The following is a 1,400-nucleotide window of genomic DNA, read 5'->3' as shown; positions in this document are numbered from 1 at the left end:
CAACGCGCAACACCGATCAAATTTCTCTATTATCCAAACACAAAACTCAAACTGTCCAACAATTAGAGTCTCGCGGAAAAATTAAGGCCAGGTTAATAGCCGAGTCTGGGCTTGGCATTAAACCTGGACACGTTGAGGAAAAGCTACAAACACTAAATGATGATGATTTAGTTAACTTATGGCAAACTTCCCGCGAGAAAATGCAACAATGCAAAGATACTAACCAGGTCAACGGAAGCATTATTAGTCGCTCCTTACAGCGCACGAATAAGTTGATGACAATCATCCGCGGCCAAAACAAAACGCAAAATCTTTATGGCCAACAAGGTAAAGAGCAAAGTTACGGATCCACCCATCGCATTGGCCAGGCCTGATACCCCACCCCCAACTACTCATGAATGCCCTTTATGCTTGTCAAAAGAAACAAGGGCTATTCACCGAGATTCACACAGCAAAGTAGACAGAGAATACCTTAACTGTGCGCACTGTGACCTGATATTTGTTCCTAAGCAGTTTCACATCTCGCCCGGGTATGAAAAATCAATCTATGATTTGCATGAAAACAACCCCGAAGACAAAGGATATCGGCGCTTTCTAGAGAAGTTATCTATGCCGCTGATATCTCAACTAGAACCCTTTGCCAATGGGCTTGATTTCGGCTGCGGACCCGGACCAACTTTATCAATCATGATGCGTGAAAAGGGCTTTAACGTAGAAGAGTACGATCCTTTCTACATGCCAGACAAAAGCCCTTTAAGTGGCCGCTACGACTTTATTACCAGTACAGAGGTTGTCGAACATCTGAGCAAGCCAAAAGAGGTATTTGAGCTCTTGTTTAAGATGCTGAAAAAGAAAGGAGTCTTGGGCATTATGACAAAACAACCCCCAAAGCAAGGCATCGTGAATTGGCAGTATACGAAAGACCCAACTCACATCAGCTTCTATTCCGTTAAAACCTTTCAATATATTGCTGCATTGTTCGACTGCCAGCTAGAGGTCATCTCTTACGACACAGTATTGCTAATCAAAAGATAAAACAGTACTCATTTACTTTTGCTCAGCGCCTAATAATCAACCCCTTCACGAGCCTTAACGCCCGCCTTATAGGCGTGCTTGATCTCTTTAATCTCTGATACCGTATCAGCTAACTCCTGCAACGCAGAGCCACCACCTCGTCCGGTAACAATCACGCTTTGCTCAAAAGGCCTATCTCGCAAAGCAGAAAGAATTCGTTCTTCTTCAAGGTATTTATAGGCAATCATATAGGTCAGCTCATCCAGCACGACCAAGTTGTAGCTGTCATCTGCAAGCATTTTCTCCGCTACCTTCCAGGTTTTTTCGGCCGCTTCGATATCTGCTTCTCGATCTTGCGTGTTCCAGGTAAAGCCAGTCCCCATTTG

The 1,400-nt window shown here is 44.1% G+C and carries 3 protein-coding genes; 2 read left to right on the top strand and 1 reads right to left on the bottom strand.

What is annotated here, in order from left to right:
• Both A3729_RS08460 and A3729_RS08455 read left to right on the top strand, forming a co-directional pair.
• Positions 1–374, top strand: a 374-nt coding sequence (locus A3729_RS08460) for a flagella synthesis protein FlgN (RefSeq protein ID WP_068633643.1), incomplete at its 5' end; no start/stop codon positions are given.
• A 37-nt stretch (positions 375–411) separates the two neighbouring features.
• Positions 412–1,035 carry a class I SAM-dependent methyltransferase gene (locus A3729_RS08455; RefSeq protein ID WP_231872240.1) on the top strand — a complete coding sequence of 208 codons (624 nt, stop codon included), beginning with the start codon at positions 412–414 and terminating at the stop codon, positions 1,033–1,035.
• Between the two features lie 29 nt (positions 1,036–1,064).
• On the opposite strand, the gene A3729_RS08450 is transcribed toward A3729_RS08455, so the two are convergent.
• A partial coding sequence (locus A3729_RS08450) for a cob(I)yrinic acid a,c-diamide adenosyltransferase (protein WP_197475699.1) occupies positions 1,065–1,400 on the bottom strand: 336 nt, incomplete at its 5' end.

It is taken from the genome of Oleiphilus sp. HI0043 (genome assembly GCF_001634935.1).
This window is presented reverse-complemented; position numbering and strand designations above follow the sequence as displayed.